This is a genomic window from Sphingopyxis sp., from assembly GCF_016463645.1.
Lineage (GTDB): Bacteria > Pseudomonadota > Alphaproteobacteria > Sphingomonadales > Sphingomonadaceae > Sphingopyxis.
Genome location: NZ_JAEMQX010000025.1, coordinates 1 through 18,440 on the forward strand (window position 1 = coordinate 1; position 18,440 = coordinate 18,440).

The window sequence follows — 18,440 nt, forward strand, 5'->3', positions numbered from 1 at the left end:
GCTACCGTCGCGCACATATAGACTGTGAGGATCAGGGGCCCTTGCGCGCCCAGCCAGTCGATGACCCGGTCGTGCCGCGAAGCACCCGACGGGTTTTTGAAATCGTCGCCTATCATGGGGACTAGATAGGCGCTTACGCCATTTTAAATCGAGAGCAGGTCCGCCCCGACTTCATATGATCGGCGTAGAATTTGCGCGATTATTGCCCCTGCCCGGCTTCTTCGCTCACCGACCGCAACCGATAACCGATGCCGAGTTCGTTGCTGATGATCTGCGGCTGCTGCGGATCACTCTCCAGTTTCTGTCGCAGCGTGCGGACGAGGACACGCAGATATTCGACATGATGCTCGACCTCGCGCGGCCAGACTTCGGCCATGATCTGGTTGTGCGTGATGACGCGCCCCGGATGCCGCGCGAGCTGGGCCAGCACCGCATATTCCTTTGGCGTCAGATGAACCTCGCGCCCCGCCTTGACGACGGTGCGCGCGATGAGGTCGATCGTCACATCGCCCGCGGTCACCGCGAGCATCCCGCCGTCGCGGGTCATGCGGTTACGCAAGGCGACGCGCACGCGCGCGAGCAATTCGTCGGTGTCGAAGGGTTTGGTGAGATAGTCGTCGGCGCCCAGATCGAGCGCCGCGACCTTCTCTTCGGTCGCGTCGCGTGCCGACACGACGATCAGGGTCGTGTCGGAGTGCTGCTTGAACAAGGGCACGAGTTCGAGCCCGTCGCGGTCGGGGAGACCGAGGTCGAGCAAGGTGATGTCGGGCCGCTCGCTGCGCAGCAGATCGACCGCCCCGCGCGCATTTTCGGCCTCGACGATCGCATAGTCCGCACGTTCGAGCGCCGCGCGGATCAGCCGGCGGATATGGAGTTCGTCATCGACGACCAGAATCTTGTGGCGCACTTTCATGAAATATCCTCGTCGGCCGGATGCGTGACGATCAGTGCTTCGGGGATGCGGATCGTGAAACGTGCGCCGTGCGGATCGCTGGCGTTGCCCGCCTCGACCGACAGGCCCATCGCCTCGGCAAATCCCTTGACGATCGCGAGGCCGAGCCCGGTACCATGCTTGGCACGATCGCTGCCCTCGAGGCGGGTGAAGGTTTCGAAGACGCGCTTCTCGTTTCCGGGCGCGATGCCGGGGCCCTGATCGATCACCGACAGCAGGATCGCGTCGGCGGTGCGGCTCGCGCGGATCGTGATCGGCGTGCCGGGGTCGGCGTAGCGCCCGGCATTGTCGAGCAGGTTGATCAGGCAATGGTGGAGCAGCACCGGATCGAGGCGGACGAGCGGGATGCCCGAATTGATGTCGATCCGGACCTCGTGCCCGGCGAGCGAGGCACGCGTGTCATGCGCCGCGCTGGCCGCGGCATCGAACAGCTCGGTCGCCTCGGCCTTCATGGGCAGCGCCCCCGCCTCGACGCGCACCATGTCGAGCAGGTTCGAGACGAAGCGGTTCAGGCGCAGCGCTTCGGTCTCGATCGTCCCGGCCATCTCGGCGGTGGGATGGCGCCGCATTTCCTGCGCCGCCGAGAGGATCGTGGTGAGCGGCGTCCGGAGGTCGTGGCTGACCGACGAGAGCAAGGCCGAGCGCAGCCGGTCGCGCTCGTCGACCTGCCGCGCGCGCAGCGATGCCTCCTCCAGTTCCATGCGGTCGAGCGCGATCGACGCCTGATCGAGCAGGCTCATGAGCAGCGGCACCTGATCCGAACGCACCGGCTCGCGAGCATCGTCGCGAGTCAGGCCGAGCACGCCGAGCACCCCGCGCGTCGTGCGCAGCGGATGGAAGAGCCAGTCGGAGGCGGTGAGCGTCGCCGAGCCGCGTCCCGCGGGCTGTTCATTGTCCATCGCCCATTGCGCCGCCGCGCGCTCGATCTGTTCGAGCCGGTCCTCGGGCGGCACCGCGGCGCGGAGTGTCGGTCCGTCGACGGATGGCAGCAGGAGCACGGCGCGCACGTCGAGCAAACGGCCGACCTCGGCGCAGATCGCCTGCATCAGCACGTCCTGATCGGGCGCGGCGGTGAGCTGGCGCGAGAAGCTCGCGAGCGCGGCGTTCTGGCGCGCGCTCGATTGCGCGAGGTCGGCCTGCGCGCGCACGCGCGCCGCGAACTGGCTCGTGACGACGGCAACGCCGAGCAGTACCAATATGCTGACGACATTTTCGGGATTGTTGACGGTCAGCGTGCCCGTCGGCGGCAGGAAGAAGAAATTATAGGCGAGGCTCGACGCGAGGCCGGCGAAGAGCCCCGCGCGCAGCCCGAAGGTCGCGGCGGCGAACATCACCGGCACGAGATAGAGCAGCGAGATATTGCCGAGGTCGAGTATCTCGATCAGCAGGCGCCCGAGCGCGGTCATCACCGCGACCATCGCCAGCGACCAGAGGTAATGCGCCGGCTTTCCCCAGCGCCCGGGGATGGCGAGCTTCGGACGCGCCGCCGCCTTCGCGTCGGGCTCGCCCGGCAGGACGTGGACCGCGACGTCGTCGATCGTCCGCACGAGCTGGTCGACGACCGAGCCGTGGCGCAGCTCGAACCACCAGGGGCGCGCCGACTTGCCGATCACGATCTGGGTCGCGCGCGCGTCGCGGGCGAAGCTGCGCAACCCCTCGACCACGCTCGCCGCGGGCACCGTCGCGGTCGAGGCGCCGAGCCGCGAGGCCAGCGCGAGCGTGTCGGCGAGCTGCTTGCGATCATCGTCGGTCATCGCCTGGCTGCGCCGCGTTTCGATATAGACCGCCGTCCACGGGGCCCTGAGCGCATCGGCGAGCCGTTTGCCCGCGCGCACCAGTCCGGCCGCGACGGGCAGCTCGCTTACCGCGACGACGATCCGTTCGCCGACCGCGAAGCTGCCCGCGAGCGCGTTGCTGCGAACATGGTCGAGCATCTGTGCATCGACCGCCTGCGCCGCGCGGCGAAGCGCCAGTTCGCGCAGCGCCGTAAGGTTCGACTTGGAGAAGAAATGGGTGAGCGCGCGGGTCGCTTCCTGCGGAATATAGACCTTGCCGTCCTTCAGTCGCTCGATCAGCTCGTCGGGCGGAATGTCGACGACCTCGATCTCGGCATTTTCGAGGATGGAATCGGGCACCGTCTCGCGCACGCGGACGCGGGTGAAGGATGCGACGACGTCGTTCAGACTTTCGACATGCTGGATGTTGAGCGTCGAATAGACGTCGATCCCGGCGCCCAGCAGTTCCTCGACATCCTGATAGCGTTTGGGGTGGCGACTCCCCGGCGCATTGCTGTGCGCGAGCTCATCGACGAGCACGAGCCGTGGCCGGCGTTCGAGGATCGCATCGATATCCATCTCGCCCAGGCTGTGGCCCTGATGATCGACCTGCCGCCGCGGAATGATTTCATGCCCCTCGACCAGCGCTTCGGTCTCGCGGCGGCCGTGCGTTTCCACCACGCCGATCACCACATCCACCCCCGCTTCGCGCCGGTGGCGGCCGTCGGTCAGCATTTCCCATGTCTTGCCGACGCCAGGCGCCGCGCCGAGGAAGACCTTGAGACGGCCACGACCTTCCTGCGCCGCCTGACGCAGGAAGGCCTCGGGTGATGGTCGGTCGGCTTCGATCACGCGGCGGGTTTAGCCCCAAAGGCATCGAGTCGTCGATTGAGCTTGAACACATTCACGCGCGGCTCGCCGAGAAAACCCATCAGCGGACGCTCGACGTTCCGGTCGACCAGCCTCCGTACGGCCGCCGGATCGAGGCCGCGGACGCGGGCCACGCGATCGACCTGGAAAAAAGCCGCTTCGGGGCTGATATGGGGGTCGAGCCCCGAAGCGGAAGTCGTCACCAGGTCGGCTGGAACGGGTTGGCCCGGCGAGGTTCCGGAAAGTCTGGCGACATCGTCCTTCACGCGTGTTGCGAGCGCCCGCGACGCCGGCCCGAGGTTCGAGCCCGATGAGGCGAGCCCGTCGTAACCCTCGCCCGCAGCGGACGGCCGCGTGTTGAAATAGCGCTCGCTGACAAAGGCCTGACCGACGATCGTCGAGCCGATGACCCTGCCGCTCTCTCGCACGAGGCTGCCGTTCGCCTGCGTCGGGAAAAGCGCCTGCCCGATGCCGGTCAGCGCCAGCGGATAGGCAATCCCGAGCAGGGCGGCGAAAAGCAGCGTCATGACGAATGCCGGACGCAGCGAGCTGATAAGATCCTTGTTCATTTCGGCCTCCTCAGACCAGACCCAGGCCGCCGACGGCGAGGTCGATAAGCTTGATGCCGACGAAGGGCGCGACGAGGCCGCCAAGCCCGTAGACGGCGAGGTTGCGCGCGAGCAGCGGTCCCGCGCCCATCGGGCGATAGGTCACGCCCCTGAGCGCGAGCGGCACGAGCAGCGGGATGATCAGCGCGTTGAAGATGATCGCCGACAGGATCGCGCTTTCGGGACTGGTCAGCCCCATCACGTTGAGCACGCCGAGAGCCGGATAGAGCGCGATGAACATCGCCGGGATGATCGCGAAATATTTGGCGACGTCGTTGGCGACCGAGAAGGTCGTCAAAGCGCCGCGCGTCATGAGCAATTGTTTGCCGAGCCCGACGACCTCGATCAGCTTGGTCGGATCGCTGTCAAGATCGACCATATTGCCCGCCTCGCGCGCCGCCTGCGTGCCGGTGTTCATCGCGACGCCGACGTCGGCCTGCGCCAATGCAGGCGCGTCGTTGGTGCCGTCGCCGCACATCGCGACGAGCCGGCCGCCCTGCTGCTCCTTCCGGATCAGCTCGAGCTTGTCCTCGGGCGTCGCCTGCGCGAGGAAATCGTCGACCCCGGCCTCGGCGGCGATCGCCGCGGCGGTGAGCGGGTTGTCGCCGGTGATCATCACCGTGCGGATCCCCATCGCGCGCAGCTCGCCGAAGCGTTCGCGGATGCCGGCCTTGACGATGTCCTTCAGGAAGATCGCGCCGAGCAACTGGCCGTCCTTCGCGACCGCAAGCGGCGTGCCGCCGGCGCGCGCGATCTCGTCGGTGATGCGGCGCAGTTCGGTCGCGGCGGCGGTGGCACCCGCGCCCGGATTGGCTTTCAGGACGGAATCAACCGCGCCCTTCCGGATCACGCTTTCCCCGACCCTGACCCCTGAAATCCGCGTCTGCGCGGTGAAGGGGATGATTTCGGCGCCCTCCGGCAATTCGGCCATCGTCTGGCCGAATTTCTCGCGCGCCAATGCAACGATCGAACGACCTTCGGGGGTTTCGTCGGCGAGGCTCGCGAGCAGCGCGGCCTCCGCCAAGGCGGCTATCGACCGGCCGCCGACGGGGCGGAATTCGGTCGCCTGCCGGTCGCCGACGGTGATCGTGCCGGTCTTGTCGAGCAGCAGCACGTCGACGTCGCCCGCCGCCTCGACCGCGCGGCCCGATTTCGCGAGCACGTTGAAGCGCACGAGGCGGTCCATGCCCGCGATGCCGATCGCCGAGAGCAAGGCCGCGATCGTGGTCGGGATCAGCGTGATCAACAGCGCCGCAAGGATTGCGACCGGAATCGAACCACCCGCGTAGGATGCAAAGCCGGGTATCGTGCCGACGGCGATCAGGAAGATGATCGTCAGGCCGACGAGCAGCAAGGTCAGCGCGATCTCGTTCGGCGTCTTCTGCCGCTCGGCGCCTTCGACGAGCGCGATCATGCGGTCGAGGAAGCCCTGCCCCGGGTTGACCGTCACCTGGACGCGGATTTCGTCCGAGATGACGCGCGTCCCCGCCGTCACCGCGCTGCGGTCGCCGCCCGCCTCGCGGATCACCGGTGCGCTTTCACCGGTGATCGCGGCCTCGTTGACCGACGCGACACCCGCGACGACTTCGCCGTCCGAGGGGATCAGGTCGCCGGTCTCGACGAGTACGATGTCGCCGACCCGAAGCGCGCTGGCGGGAACACTTTCATGGGCTTTTCCGTCGCCCTTCACCCGCTTGGCGGTCAGTTCGGCCTTGGTGGCGCGCAGCGAGGCGGCCTGCGCCTTGCCGCGCCCTTCGGCGAGCGCCTCGGCAAAGGTGCCAAAGAGCACCGTAAGCCAGAGCCAGATCACGAGTTGCAACTTGAACCCCGTCGCAAGGCCGTCGTGACCGACGACGAGCAGCACGGTGAGCAGCGTTGCGACCACCGCAGTGGTGAACATCACCGGGTTGCGGACGAGTTCTTTCGGGTTGAGCTTGCGGAAGGCGTCGCCGATCGCCGGAACGATCAGATGCGCCGTGAACAATGATTTTTGTACGGACCGGGCCATTTGCGTGGATCCTCAGAAAAGCTGGCCATTGATCATCGCGAGATGATCGGCGATGGGGCCGAGCGCGAGGCTGGGCAGGAAGGTCAGGCCGCCGACGATCAGCACGATGCCGATCAACAGCCCCGTCCACAGCAACCCGGTGGTCGGGAAGCTGCCCGCCGTCGCCGGCGTATATTTCTTCGCCGCCAGACCGCCCGCGATCGCCAGCATCGGGACGATGATGAAGAAGCGACCGACCCACATCGCCGCGCCCAGCATGCCGTTATAGAAGGGCGTGTTGGCGCTGAGCCCCGCAAAAGCCGAACCATTGTTCGCGACCGCGCTGGTGAAGGCGTAGAGAATCTCCGAAAAACCGTGCGGACCCTTGTTGAGCGGACCCGCCAGCCCCGCCCCGGTCACCGACGCGATTGCGGTGAAGCCGAGGATGACGAGCGGCAGCACGGCGATCGCGAGCACCGCGAGCTTGACCTCGCGCGCCTCGATCTTCTTGCCGACATATTCGGGGGTGCGTCCCACCATCAGCCCGGCCACGAAGATCGCGAGGATCGCGAACAACAGGAAGCCGTATATGCCCGCGCCCACGCCGCCGATCACGACTTCGCCGAGTTGCATGTTGAACAGCGGGATCAGCCCGCCGATGGCAGTGAAGCTGTCATGCATCGCATTGACCGCGCCGCATGATGCGGCGGTGGTGACGACCGCGAACAGCGCCGATTGCGCGATGCCGAAGCGGACCTCCTTGCCCTCCATATTGCCGCCCATGGCGCCAAGATCGTGCAGGACGGGATTGCCGGCCGCTTCCTGCCAGTATGTGATCGCGGCGCCGGCGAGAAACAGCGTCATCATCGCGGCGAGGATAGCCCAGCCCTGGCGCGTGTTTCCGACCGCCTTGCCGAAGGTCCAGGTCAGGCCGACGCCGATCGCGAAGATCGAGAGCATCTGGACGAGATTGGTCAGCGCAGTGGGGTTTTCGAACGGATGCGCGCTGTTCACGTTGAAGAAGCCGCCGCCGTTGGTGCCGAGCAGCTTGATCGCCTCCTGCGACGCGACGGGGCCGAGCGCGAGCGTCTGCTTCGCTCCTTCGAGCGTCGTGACGTCGACCGATGCCGCCAGCGTCTGCGGCACGCCGCTCGCGATATAGAAGATCGCGATGGCGATGCAGAGCGGCAGCAGCAGGTAGAGTGTCACTCGCGTCATATCGGCCCAGAAGTTGCCGATCGTCTTCAACTCGCGTCGGGCGAAACCACGAAACAGCGCGAAAGCGAGTGCGATTCCGGTCGCCGCCGAAAGGAAATTGTGGATCGTCAGGCCGAGCATCTGCGACAGGTTCGACATGGTCGATTCACCGCCGTAGCTTTGCCAGTTGGTGTTCGCCGTGAAGCTGATCGTCGTGTTGAACGCCAGATCCGCGCTCGTCCCGTCATAGCCGAGAGGATTGAGCGGCAATACGCCCTGCAAGCGCAGGATCGCGTAGGTGAAGAGCGCAAGCGCCGCGTTGAAGATCAGCATATGCACCGCGTAGCGGCGCCAGCCCTGCTCCTCGTTCGGGTCGATTCCCGACAGGCGATAGAAGCCCGTCTCGACCGGACCGAGCAGGCGGTGGAGCGGCGTTCGCCGCCCCTCATAGAGCGCGAAGAGCCACTGGCCCATCGGCTTGCAAAGCAGCAGCAGGATGCCGGCGAACGCGGCGATCAGGAGCCATCCCTGAAAGGTCATGGCGCGCCTCCCCTAGAAGCGTTCGGGCCGCGCGAGCACGGCGACGAGGTAGAAAAGAAGGCCGAGCGCGGTGAAGCCCGCGAGCCACAGGTCGAGAGGCATGGCATCGATCCTTACGCGTCGTCGCACAGCCGCGCGTAACCGAGGCTCGCGGCGAGGAGGGCGAGGATGATGCCGATCCAGAGAATATCCTGCATGGGTGTTGCTCCGGCAAGGCGCTGGCCACGGGAAGCGGCGCGAGTCGTCTGCGGAGGCTCAAATAGGAGAGCGTCGCGTTTGAATTCGAGAGACCGAAAACCATGGGCGCATAGTAATCGCGTATGATTTTGCCGATTTCGTTCAGCGTGGCGCCCGATGGTGCGAACAGGAACGATAATGCGCTGGCGGGCACTCCCGGCGGGGCGCCGCCAGCGTCCTTCCGGTCAGCGCCGCCGTTCCGATCGCGCACGCACGGTGCCGAAGTCGTGGCGCACCAGCAGTTCGCCATTGCGCCACACGGGAACGAGCAAATCCTCGTTCGCCGCGACACCGTCGAGCCTCGCCGCCGTCATCCGGCCGTCCTTCATCACGACCGCCTGCCGCCCGGCCTTGCTCGCCTTCCCCGGATCGGTACTCGGCATCTTGAAGACGTCGTGCCATGCGCCGTCGCTGCCCAGCATCGCATTCGCCTTCATCGCGAAGCGCAGCGTGTCGCGGTTGACGTGCTGGAGCATCCCGCCGCCCATGCCGAAGGCGATATTGTCGATCGCGAAGCCTTCCCCGACCATCCGCGCGACGAGCCGGGCGATGCTGTCGACGGTCATCCCGTCGCCTTGGATCACGCGGACATGGGGGTCGAGGACGCGATAGCCCTTGCCGTTCACATGGCCGCCGAACTTCTCCCACAATGCCTTCACCGTGCGGAGCGGCGTCTCGATCGGATCGCCGCTGTCGGGACGCACGACCAGCGTGCCCTGCCGCGCCAGTATCTTCTCGCGCAGGCTGCCGCCCCAGATGTCGGCGACCGCGGCGTCGAGATCATAGCTGTCGGAGACGACCGCGACGATTCGCCCTTCGCCCTCGAACCGGTCGAGCATGTTGCGATAGGCATCCTCCTCGCGCTCGCGGCCCCAGCTCGTCATCGTGCTGTGCTCGGCGGCGGGGATGGAAAAGCCCGCCATGTCGGCGCCGTAGTAGCGCCGCGCCGCGACCAGCGCCTCCATCGTGTCGGTGCCCTGGAAATTGACGAGATGCGCGAGCCCGCCCAGCCCCGCGCTCTCGGCGGAGGACACGCCGCGCGCGCCGAAATCGTGGAGCTTGAAGGGGAGCTGCCCCTCGACATCGTCGGAGGTCTGTTCCAGCCCGGCGCGGATCACCTGCTTGCACTTCCAGCTCAGCGTCGCGACCGTCGTCGGGTACCAGATCGCGCGCAGCATCGCCGTCTCGATGAAGGTCGTCAGCCAGGGCATGCGCGGGTCGGTGTTTTCAAGCTGCACCATCGGCACGCCGGCGGGGACGATCGCGCCTTCGGGCAGCGCCTTGATCTCGAGTGGCAGGTAACCGCCGTGATCGGCGACGATCGCTTCCCAGCCCGCGCGGTTGAAGGGCACGCCGTGCGGGGCGCAGATCGCTTCGGCCTCGTCGATGTCGGCGGCGCTGATCGGCTGGCTGAAATAGTCGACCAGCAACGGTTGCAGCCCGAGGAAGACGATCTCGTCGGAAAAGGGGTTCGGCCGCGCCTCGACATAGGCGCTAATCACGCGCGCTTCGGGCGGATATTGCAGATAATGGCTCTGCTTGTAGCTGTCGGTCGCCAGGATCAGGTTTTTCATGATGTGAACTCCTCACATTCGCTTGTGTCGGCAGGCCTCCCCTGCCGCGGGGTTACAGGTCGGCCATTTCCTCGATGATCGACCAATGGTCTTCGAAGAACATTTCGGGGCGAAGGTCGCCGAGACGGTACCAGCGCGCATGCGCCGCATCGTCGCCGCCCCTGACCGCGAACAGCTTGCGCCGTTCGGGCAGGCGGAACAGGAAGGCGTGGGTGATGACGCGGCCGCGCAGCGAGCGGTTCGGGGCATCGAACACGCGTGTACGATGATCCTCGATGAAGCTCGCGAGCATCGCGGGCGGTATCTGCCCCTTGCCGTCGCTGATCCCTGTTTCCTCGCGCAGTTCGCGGATCGCGGCGTCGCGGATGCGCTCGCCGGCGTCGACGAAGCCGCCGGGCAGCGCGAGCAGGCCCTTGCCGGGCAATCGGCCGCGTTCGACGAGCAGGATATGCCCCGACTGGACGACGACCGCGTCGGCGGTGACGAATGGCCCTCTCCCCCATTCGGCCGGATAGCCGGCGAGATATTCGCTCTCTTCGAGCAAGGTGCGGAACGTCTCGCCCAACTTGAAGGCGTCGAGCCAGGCCGCGACGTCGGCGGTCAGGATCGACGCCGGCACTTCGGGAATGCGCCGGAAATAGCGCCGCCGCACATCGGTCGAACTGAAGGTGCCGTACTGACTGTCGATCTGGATATTGCTCCATTCGGGAAACAGGCGGAGATAATAGGATGACGCATCCTTGCCATAGCCCGTCAGCGCGACCTTGAAGTCGGCAATCCCGTGGCTGCCGAAGCCGTGCCCGTTGCCGACATCGAGAATGATGCGATTCACGCGCCGCTGCACCTCGGTCACCCAGGCGGTATCCGAATAGAGATGATCGTCGAGCGGTTCGACGATCAGCCGCTCCTCGGCCATTTCGTGACGAAAGGCCGCGCGGAGCATCGCCGCACGCTCGTCGAAGGTGAAGGGATTGCGCGGATCGCGCGCGACATTCGCCGAACCGACGAGGACGATCAGCCGCCCGACCTGTTCCAGCGCCTGGCGGATCACATGTTCATGCCCGATATGCAGCGGCTGAAAGCGTCCGATGAAGACGCCGAAATCTGCTTTTCCCATCGCTCGAGACTCCCTCGATCCATATCCGACCCCGGACTCCCCGGGATCATTTGCCATCCGATTGCGTAACGATGCCTCACTTATATCCATTTGACATATATCTAGTCAAGACATAAGTTGCGCTCATGCCGCAAGCCTATGACCCTGCCGACTTTCCACCGCTCGCGGTCACTGTCGATCTCGTTCTGATGACGGTGCGCGACGGCCGGCTGGCCGTTCTGCTCCAGCGTCGCAGCGACGGCCCGCACAAGGGCGGCTGGGCGCTCCCCGGCGGTTTTGTCGGTGTCGACGAGAGCCTCGACGACGCCGCGCAGCGCATCCTTGCGGGCAAGGCGGGTCTGACGGGCGGCTGGCTCGAACAGCTCTACAGCTTTGGCTCGCCCGACCGCGATCCGCGGATGCGCGTGGTGACGATTGCCTATTTCGCGCTGCTTCCCGCGGGCGAGTTGCTGGCCGCGCTCGACGAACGCGACGATCTGATAATCGCGCCTGCCGGTCCGGGCGAAACGCTGCCGCCGCTGGCGTTCGACCATGAAGAGATTCTCGATCACGCGATCAGGCGGCTGCGCGGCAAGCTGGCCTATGCACCCGTCGCCTTCGCTCTGCTCCCTCCGGTCTTTACCCTGCGCGCGTTGCAGGATGTTCATGAGGCGATTCTCGGCACCCGGCTCAACAAACCCGCCTTTCGCCGCCGCATGCTCGATACGGGGTGGATCGAGGGCACGGGCGAGCGCGAAGAGGGCGGCGCCTTTCGTCCGGCCGAATTGTTCAGGGCCAAAATATAGGATGATCCGGCAGGATGCGCCGCCCGGCGCAGCCTTCTTCCCCGGCTCGCTCCCAAAAGCCGCCGATGTCAGCGCGAAGAATTGCGCGAGGAACGCAACGACAGCATCAGCATCGTCGATACGGCACCGACACTGGCGGCACCGAGCCATTCGAGCGTCCCGGCCGCCCATCCGATACGATCGCCCGCAACGAAAAAGGCGAGCGCGAGACTGAACAAACCGCCCCACCGGGCACGATTTGCGGCTTTGCCCGTCAGTTTGCGCCCGAGCAGGTCGGACTGGTGGCGCGCTCGAGAGAGACAGAGCAGCCCGAAACCGATTGCGGTGAGAAGCAGGAGAAGAAGATGGATCATGCAGCCTCCGCGGCCGTCGCCGTCGAGCGCTTCCGTGCCCCCGCGCCCGGGCTCACGGTCCGGCGCCACGCCTTCGCCGCCGCCCAGCCGAAGCCCGCCGCGACAAGCAGCATCGCCATGTCGAAACCGGCAAAGACCCGGTCGCCGGCAGCAAGGCTGGCGACCAGCGAGCGGTCGGTGGTCAGCGCGTTCACGATCGGGACCGCTGCGAAGGACATGGCCGCGACCGCCAGCGCCTCCGTCCATGCGCTCCGGGTCGGACGAGCGGCCGCCCAGACGAATATGGCGCTCCATGCGATGAAAAAGGCGGCGATCTCGCTGTCGCTTCGGCCTGTCGCGCCCGAGGGCAAAAGCCGGTTGGCGAGGAAATAGACGGCCATTGCGAATGGAAGCCCGGCGATCGCACCGACGTTGAGCTTTTCGACAAGGCGAAACCCGAAATGCGGCCGGTCGGGATCGGGCAATCGGGCGCGGCGTTTCACCGTCCACAGGATGAGGCCCGAGCCCACCATCACGCATCCGGCGACACCCGAAAGGAAGTAAAGCGCGCGCAGCATGCTGCTGGCGAAGCGTCCGGCATGCAGGCCGATCATCGTCCCTTCGGTCGCGGTCGCGGCGCCCGCCGGATTGTGCGCCGAAACCAGCGTCCCGGTCACCCCGTCGAAGGTCAGCGAGCGCTGCCGGACCGACATGCCGGAATCGGGAGCGGTCGAGACGATGACCTGAGCGGTCCGGTCGCCGGGGTTGAGGATACGGACGCTTCCGGCACCGGCGCCCCATGCGCGCTCGGCGCGCGCAACGAGCGGCGCGACGGCGGTCAGCGGCGCGGCCCCCGCCTTCTCCGGCGGAGCCGGCCATGGGAAGGTCGCCTCGAAGAACTTTCCTTCGTCGGCGTAATTGGCGGCGATCCCCCACGGCATATAATGGGTCGCGAGGCTGACGAGCCCGGTATAGGTGATCATCAGGATGAAGGGCAGGAAGAGGACGCTCGACGCATTATGCGCATCGAGCCAGCTCCGCTGCCCCTTGCCGAGGCGGAGCAGGAAGAAGTCGGCGATGATCTTCTTGTGCGTGACGATGCCCGAAAGGATCGCGACGAGCATCGCCATCGCGGCGACGCCGACGATCCAGCGCGCCCAGTACCAGTTGATATAGTGAAGATCATAGTGGAAGCGGTAGAGGAATTCCCCGCCGCGCGTTTCGCGCGCATCGGCCTTCCGTCCCGTCCCGTCGAGCCGCGCCGAGGTCGGCGCGCCCGCCGGCGCGTCGGGGCCATTGGCCCAATAGAGCTGCAGCCCCGCGGCGCGCTTGCCCGCCGAGTAGATCGCCCATTCGCTGGCGTTTGGCGCTTCGCGAGCGAGCCAGCGGGTCGCCGCCGCGAAACCGTGCGGCGCATCGGCGGGGACGCTGCGCACCTCGGGCGTCATCCACGCGGTGATCTCTTCCTGAAAATAGGAGGAAGTGCCGGTGACGAAGATAGCGAAAAGCAGCCATCCGAGCAGCAGGCCGGTCCAGGTGTGGAGCCACGCCATCGATTGCCGGAAGCCGTTCCTCACAGCCGCCCTCCCCACGCGATGAGGCACCAGTCGGCAAAGGCCGCGATGGTGCCCGTCGCGATCAGTCCGGCCCACAGGCGCGCGGCCGAGCGGACGGCGAATGCCATCATCGCGATCGCCGCAAAGATGGCGAAGGAGAATATCGTCGCACCGATCGACGCCTGCTGGGCACCGCCCGGCAGCAGCCGCGCGATCAGCATGGTCAACGCGCCGGTAACGGCATAATTGAGCGGAACCGCGGCGAACGCACGCGCCGTGATATCGCGCCATCCGGCGCCGCGTAAGATCCGGGCCATCCTGCTCATGCCGTCCCTATCGCAACATTGCGACTGACTCGCAATAGCCTGACTCCCTGTCCGGTGCGTCAGAAGCGATAGCCGATCGTGCCCATCACATTGCGCGGGGCACCGATGAAGCAGTCGCCGCGCGCGAGGCAGGAGGCGTAATATTCGTTGTTGAGCAGGTTCGTGGCGTTGACCGCGAAGCGCCAGTTGTCCCAGTTGATTTCCGCCAGCGCGTCGACCGTCGTGCGCGACGGCGTGACGATCGACCAGACCGGGCTGGTCGAGACGCTCTTGCCGCTATAGACGACACCGGCTCCGAGGCGAAGCCGCGCTTCGCCCGTCAGGCCGAAGGTCTTGGTCGACCAGAGCGACGCGGTGTGGCGCGGCATATAGTCGAGACTGGTGTTGGTTTCCGATTTGAGCTTCGCATAGCCATAGTTGGCGAGCAGTTCGAAATTGCCCGGCAGCGTGTGGCTGGCCTCGATTTCGAAACCCTTGGTGTTGAGTTCGCCCGACTGGGCCGTGCCGCCAGCGGCAAGATAGAGGACGCGGTTGCGCTCCTTGATCCTGAAAGCGGTGGCAGTCACGAGCGTGCCCGGCGCGGGCTGCCATTTGATGCCCGCTTCATACTGCGTGCCGGTCTGCGGCCGATAGGGATCGCCGAAGCTGCCGTCGACATTTTCGATCCGGCCGGCGACGGGCAGGAAGCTTTCGGTATAGCTGAAGAAGGGTGAGAAGCCCGCGCCAAGCTCGCCGATGATCCCGGCGCGGAAGGTCGTGGCATTATCCTTCTGCCCCGACGAGCCGGTTACCCGATCGCGGCGGGCCCCCAGCACGACCGAAACGCGGTCAAAGAAGCGAATCTGGTCCTGAACGTAGATGCCAAGCTGCTTCTGGCTGTCCGTCGTGAAGGGGCCGGTGGCGTCGTAGGTCGCCAGCGAGGCATAGTCGATGTCGTAGAGATCGACGATATCGAAACCGTCGGCCGAGCGCTTGGCGACCTTGTTCCAGCTATAGTCGATGCCGACGAGCAGCTTGTGCTCGATATTGGCGCCGGTGTTGAAATTGAACTGGAGATTGTTGTCGGTCGAGAAAACGTTCATCCGCGCGTCGTTGGCGCCTGCGAAAAGACCGATGGTGCGCCCGTCGGTGCCGTAGACCGAGAAGGGGTCCTGCGGGTCGGAATAGCTGTCGGCGTAATGGGTGTTATATTCGAGGTCGCTGTCGATATAGCGGGCCTTGACGCTGAGCTTGACCGCGTCGGAGAAGCTGTGGGTGATGGAGGCACCGCCCTGCAGCGAGCGGCCGGCGTAACGGTCCCAGCCCGCCTTGCCGACGAACGTATATTTGTCGAGCCGGCCCGACGGATTGGCCGGGTTCGGACGGAAGGTGCCGACGATCGGCAGGAATTGCGAGGTCGAGCCGGTGTCGTCCTCCTGATAGAGGCCGGTCAGCACGATGTCGGTGTCGGGGGTGGGTTGCCAGCGGATCGAAGGCGCGAACATCACGCGGTCGTCGGGGACATGGTCGACATAGGTGTCGGCGTCGCGCGCGCGGCCGACGAAACGGACCGCGAGATTGTCGGCGAGCGCGAGATTGACGTCGCCCAGCACTTCCTTGCGGTCATCGCTGCCATAGACGAGGCTGATTTCGCCGCGCGTATCGAAGTCGGGCGTCTTGCTGACGAGGTTGACGATGCCGCCGATCGAACCCTGGCCGAACAGCACCGAGGCGGGGCCGCGCACGATCTCGACGCGCGAGAAATTATAGGGGTCGGACGTGATGGAGGCATAATAGGAGAAGATGTCGCGCATGCCGTCGCGGAACTGCAGCGCATCGAGACCGCGGATGTTGAAGCCGTCGACGCGGGTGTCGCGGCCATAGGGATTGGCGAGGACGCCGGCGGCATATTTCACCGTATCGCTGATGCTGATCGCGCCCTGCGCCTCATATTGCTCGGCGGTGATGACCTTGATCGGCTGTGGCAGTTCGGTCAGCGCGGTATCGGTCTTGGTTCCGGTATAGCCGGTGACGACGATCATGTCCTCGCCGGGGCCTGCATCCGCTGCGATGGCGGCCTCGGCGGTAGCGGCCTCGGCGGTGGCGGCATCGCCCGCCCCCTCGCCCGCCCATGCCGGGTTGATAACGAGAGCCAGCGCGGCGGCTCCGCAGAGCGCGATCGTTCGAACGGTCATGGCATTTCCCTTTTTGCGACTCAATCTCAATTGGGAAAAGGCCGCTATAGCGAACGGTTCGCAATAGCAAGCTACTAATAATCGTTTGCAATAAGCAGCTCCGGTGGCCACACAGCGATGGCGCGGGCTCGCACCGCAACCCCGCGCCGAATTTCTCACATGATCCGAAGACAGGACGTCCCGATGAAAAAGACTTTTGCCGCCCTGATGGCCGTCAGCCTCCTGACGGCGCCCGCAACAGCACATGAGGTATGGATCGAGCGCGACGGCAATGCACCCGCGCGCGTCTATCTCGGCGAGCCGGCCGAGGTCGTCCCCGAAAGCGGCGACCCCGAATTTCCCAGGCTGAAGGCGCCCACCCTGTTCGCCGAGAGCCGCGATCGCCCCGCCCCGCTCGTGCGCCGCGCCAATCATATCGAAGCCGCGGTGAGCGCACCCGGCGACGTCCGGCTCGTCGACGAGAATGTCTTCGATCCCTGGGCCGGCGAGGACGGCAAGCTGCAGGGCGTCGTCTATCATGCGCGCGCCGGACGGACCGAAACGCGCCACGCGCTCGATCTGGAAATCGTCCCGCTCGCGGCGAACGGGAACCGCTTTGCGGTGCTGTGGCAAGGCCGGCCCCTGCCCGGTGCCAAGCTGACGGTGATCGATCCCGATCGCTGGACGAAGGCCTATGTCGCCGACGACAAGGGCGTCATTACCGCGCCCGAACGCGGCAAGGGCCGCTACCTGCTCTCGACGAGCAACGAGGTTGCCGGTGAACGCGTGCTCGGAGGCAAGACCGTGGCGAGCACCGTCCATGTCTCGACCCTGACCTTCGTCGCGCCCTGAGGAAGGAAAGGCAGCGCAAGGAACTCCGCATGGCATCGAGACGTATTCCGCTCATGAACGACGCGCCGGCGGCACGAACGATAGCGCCATGGAGGTCCGCAAAAATTGCGCTTGCGGCGCTCGCGGCGCTGCATGTCGCGGGATGCGATCATTTCCCGCAAGATCCCGGCTCCACTCTCGAAACCATTCGTGATCAGGGCGTTGTCCGCGTCGGCATCGAGCGTCCGGTTCCGCCCGAAGCCGCCAGGTTGCTGCAACGGATCGAGCGCGCGACGGGCGCAGAAGCCCGGATCAGCCAAGGCGGCGTCGAGCCGCTTCTCGCGCAGCTCGACGCGGGCGAGATCGACCTGTTGATCGCGCCGTTCGGCAAGCAGACGCCTTGGGCGACGAAGGCGGCGCTCTCGCCGCCCGTGCGCGTGGAGGGTCAGGGCGAGGACGTGACCGAGTGGCGCGCGGCGATGCGGAGCGGCGAGAACCGCTGGATCATGCTTGTCGAGACCGAGGCACGCCGCGTTTCCGGCGCTCCGGACGCGTCATGAACGCCTTGGCGGACACCCACGTCGACCATCTCCCGGCCGACATTCGCGAGACGCTGAAAAGTGCCGAGCGGCTCGAATGGTGGAACATCTTCTGGACGATCACGATCGTCGTCGCGATGGGGCTCGTCCTCGGGCAGAGCCAGACGATGAAGACCGCGTGGATCGAGGACACACTCGGCCTCGTTCCTCCGATCGCCTTCCTGATCGCCGCCCGGATGGAACGCCGCGGCAAAAGGTCGCGCAAATTCCCGTTCGGGTTCGAACGCGTGAACGGCCTCGGTTTTTTCCTCGCGGCCGTCGCGCTCGCGGCGACGGGCGCGCTGCTGCTCTGGGATTCGGCGATGACGCTGATCGCCGCCGAACATGCGACGGTCGGTTCGATACGGATTTTCGGACGCGACATCTGGCTTGGCTGGCTGATGGTCGCCGTACAGATTTACGCGATGATCCCGCCAATGATCATTGGCCGCAAGGAATTGCCGCTCGCCGAGAAACTCGCCGACAAGCTATTGCATACCGACGCGCTGATGAACAAGGCGAACTGGATGACCGGCGCCGCGGGCGTCGCCGGCATCATCGGTCTTGGCCTCGGCTGGTGGTGGGCGGACTCGGTCGCCGCGGCCTTCATCTCGTTCGACATCCTCCACGACGGAATGAAGGCGATCCGCTCCTCGACCGCCGAACTCGTCGACGGTACCCCGCGCGCACTCGCCAGCGCCGAGATCGCGGAGGAAGCCGAAGCGCTCGAAGCAGCGCTCAAGGCGCGCTATCCCGATGCGACAATCAGGCTGCGCGAAACGGGGCGACTGATCCGCGCCGAAGTGCACGGCTGCCTTCCCGACGAACCATTCGACGTGAACGGCCACTGGCCGGGCAAAGCGGAACGCAACTGGCGCCTGGCGCAAATCGCATTCGTACCGGCGGCGACACAATCCCCACCTTCCCCGGAAGAATAGCCGGGCTGGCGGATTTTCCTCCTTGAAGAGGCGGAAGCATCACGCATCGCCATCATCAACTCCGAACCCTGACCGATGAGCGCG

At 65.9% G+C, this 18,440-nt stretch carries 16 protein-coding genes; 4 read left to right on the forward strand and 12 right to left on the reverse strand.

Annotation, left to right across the window (positions count from 1 at the left end; genetic code table 11):
- Positions 1–199: 199 nt before the first annotated feature.
- From JHC57_RS07705 to JHC57_RS07740, 8 genes are all read right to left on the reverse strand, one after another.
- Entirely contained in the window at positions 200–913 is a 714-nt protein-coding gene (locus JHC57_RS07705) for a response regulator transcription factor (RefSeq protein WP_294029429.1), read from the reverse strand.
- Positions 910–3,579: a sensor histidine kinase KdpD gene (locus JHC57_RS07710; protein ID WP_294029430.1), complete on the reverse strand. Its 2,670-nt coding sequence runs from the start codon at positions 3,577–3,579 to the stop codon at positions 910–912. Before JHC57_RS07710 ends, JHC57_RS07705 begins: the two co-directional genes overlap by 4 nt.
- Positions 3,576–4,166, reverse strand: a complete 591-nt coding sequence (gene kdpC / locus JHC57_RS07715; RefSeq protein WP_294029431.1) for a potassium-transporting ATPase subunit KdpC — start codon at positions 4,164–4,166, stop codon at positions 3,576–3,578. The genes JHC57_RS07710 and kdpC overlap by 4 nt, the downstream gene beginning before the upstream one ends.
- Before the next feature lie 10 nt (positions 4,167–4,176).
- Complete coding sequence (gene kdpB, locus JHC57_RS07720) at positions 4,177–6,213, reverse strand: potassium-transporting ATPase subunit KdpB (RefSeq protein WP_294029432.1); 2,037 nt, start codon at positions 6,211–6,213, stop codon at positions 4,177–4,179.
- A gap of 12 nt (positions 6,214–6,225) precedes the next feature.
- Positions 6,226–7,929, reverse strand: coding sequence for a potassium-transporting ATPase subunit KdpA (gene kdpA, locus JHC57_RS07725; protein ID WP_294029433.1), 1,704 nt, complete (start codon positions 7,927–7,929; stop codon positions 6,226–6,228).
- Positions 7,930–7,941: 12 nt separating this feature from the next.
- Positions 7,942–8,031 carry a potassium-transporting ATPase subunit F gene (locus tag JHC57_RS07730; RefSeq protein ID WP_294029434.1) on the reverse strand — a complete coding sequence of 30 codons (90 nt, stop codon included), beginning with the start codon at positions 8,029–8,031 and terminating at the stop codon, positions 7,942–7,944.
- 320 nt (positions 8,032–8,351) lie between these two features.
- On the reverse strand, positions 8,352–9,740 hold the full coding sequence (locus JHC57_RS07735) for a nicotinate phosphoribosyltransferase (protein ID WP_294029435.1): 1,389 nt from the start codon (positions 9,738–9,740) through the stop codon (positions 8,352–8,354).
- 52 nt (positions 9,741–9,792) lie between these two features.
- Entirely contained in the window at positions 9,793–10,857 is a 1,065-nt protein-coding gene (locus JHC57_RS07740) for a bifunctional nicotinamide-nucleotide adenylyltransferase/Nudix hydroxylase (protein ID WP_294029436.1), read from the reverse strand.
- 125 nt (positions 10,858–10,982) lie between these two features.
- Between JHC57_RS07740 and JHC57_RS07745 the strand changes: the two genes are divergently transcribed.
- Complete coding sequence (locus JHC57_RS07745) at positions 10,983–11,642, forward strand: NUDIX domain-containing protein (protein WP_294029437.1); 660 nt, start codon at positions 10,983–10,985, stop codon at positions 11,640–11,642.
- 68 nt (positions 11,643–11,710) lie between these two features.
- On the opposite strand, the gene JHC57_RS07750 is transcribed toward JHC57_RS07745, so the two are convergent.
- The 4 genes from JHC57_RS07750 to JHC57_RS07765 form a co-directional block, all read right to left on the reverse strand.
- On the reverse strand, positions 11,711–11,995 hold the full coding sequence (locus JHC57_RS07750) for a DUF3325 family protein (RefSeq protein ID WP_294029438.1): 285 nt from the start codon (positions 11,993–11,995) through the stop codon (positions 11,711–11,713).
- Positions 11,992–13,551 (reverse strand): PepSY domain-containing protein, encoded by a 1,560-nt coding sequence (locus JHC57_RS07755; RefSeq protein ID WP_294029439.1) that lies wholly within the window; start codon positions 13,549–13,551, stop codon positions 11,992–11,994. Before JHC57_RS07755 ends, JHC57_RS07750 begins: the two co-directional genes overlap by 4 nt.
- On the reverse strand, positions 13,548–13,847 hold the full coding sequence (locus JHC57_RS07760; RefSeq protein ID WP_294029440.1) for a hypothetical protein: 300 nt from the start codon (positions 13,845–13,847) through the stop codon (positions 13,548–13,550). The genes JHC57_RS07755 and JHC57_RS07760 overlap by 4 nt, the downstream gene beginning before the upstream one ends.
- 68 nt (positions 13,848–13,915) lie before the next feature.
- A complete protein-coding gene (locus JHC57_RS07765; protein ID WP_294029441.1) occupies positions 13,916–16,030 on the reverse strand; it encodes a TonB-dependent siderophore receptor in 2,115 nt (704 codons plus the stop codon).
- Positions 16,031–16,213: 183 nt separating this feature from the next.
- Here JHC57_RS07765 and JHC57_RS07770 point away from each other — a divergent pair, with 183 nt between their 5' ends.
- Genes JHC57_RS07770 through JHC57_RS07780 form a run of 3 tightly spaced genes read left to right on the forward strand, consistent with a single transcriptional unit; the run spans position 16,214 to position 18,356 of the window.
- Positions 16,214–16,861, forward strand: coding sequence for a DUF4198 domain-containing protein (locus JHC57_RS07770; protein WP_294029442.1), 648 nt, complete (start codon positions 16,214–16,216; stop codon positions 16,859–16,861).
- Positions 16,862–16,890: 29 nt separating this feature from the next.
- Positions 16,891–17,400, forward strand: a complete 510-nt coding sequence (locus tag JHC57_RS07775; RefSeq protein WP_294029443.1) for a hypothetical protein — start codon at positions 16,891–16,893, stop codon at positions 17,398–17,400.
- Positions 17,397–18,356, forward strand: coding sequence for a cation transporter (locus tag JHC57_RS07780; protein ID WP_294029444.1), 960 nt, complete (start codon positions 17,397–17,399; stop codon positions 18,354–18,356). The genes JHC57_RS07775 and JHC57_RS07780 overlap by 4 nt, the downstream gene beginning before the upstream one ends.
- The last annotated feature ends 84 nt before the right edge of the window (positions 18,357–18,440 follow it).